Origin of the sequence: Vibrio sp. L85 (assembly GCF_963871815.1) — a bacterium.
GTDB lineage: Bacteria > Pseudomonadota > Gammaproteobacteria > Enterobacterales > Vibrionaceae > Vibrio > Vibrio harveyi.
The window spans coordinates 1-556 of sequence record NZ_CAWMYL010000037.1; the positions used below are offsets into that span (position 1 = coordinate 1).

4 tRNA genes are annotated in these 556 nt (G+C 47.1%); all 4 read left to right on the forward strand.

Features of this window, described 5'->3' with window-relative positions:
* The 4 genes from AACR11_RS06675 to AACR11_RS06690 all read left to right on the forward strand — a co-directional run bounded on the left by AACR11_RS06675 (position 1) and on the right by AACR11_RS06690 (position 468).
* Positions 1–75, forward strand: a tRNA-Gln gene (locus tag AACR11_RS06675).
* 70 nt (positions 76–145) lie between these two features.
* A tRNA-Leu gene (locus AACR11_RS06680) sits at positions 146–230 on the forward strand.
* Between the two features lie 24 nt (positions 231–254).
* A tRNA-Met gene (locus tag AACR11_RS06685) sits at positions 255–331 on the forward strand.
* Between the two features lie 52 nt (positions 332–383).
* Positions 384–468, forward strand: a tRNA-Leu gene (locus AACR11_RS06690).
* Positions 469–556: the final 88 nt, after the last annotated feature.

The window sequence follows — 556 nt, forward strand, 5'->3', positions numbered from 1 at the left end:
AGGTCTATCGCCAAGCGGTAAGGCAGCGGCTTTTGATGCCGCCATTCCCTGGTTCGAATCCAGGTAGACCTGCCATTATTCTTCCTTGAAACATAGGAATGTTATTGATGTTTTACCAATTATATCAGTAACGACAAATCAAGTTGCGGAAGTGGCGGAATTGGTAGACGCACCAGATTTAGGTTCTGGCGCCGCAAGGTGTGAGAGTTCAAGTCTCTCCTTCCGCACCATCTTGATTTAAAGAATATTGTGTTGGCTACGTAGCTCAGCTGGTTAGAGCACATCACTCATAATGATGGGGTCACAGGTTCGAATCCCGTCGTAGCCACCATTTATTTCGTTGTTTAGGTTTTACCAATTACCTTTATGACGACAGAAAAGTTGCGGAAGTGGCGGAATTGGTAGACGCACCAGATTTAGGTTCTGGCGCCGCAAGGTGTGAGAGTTCAAGTCTCTCCTTCCGCACCATGCTTTTCTAACTTGATTAGTCTTTATGACTATCGCCTGCAGGTCTATCGCCAAGCGGTAAGGCAGCGGCTTTTGATGCCGCCATTCC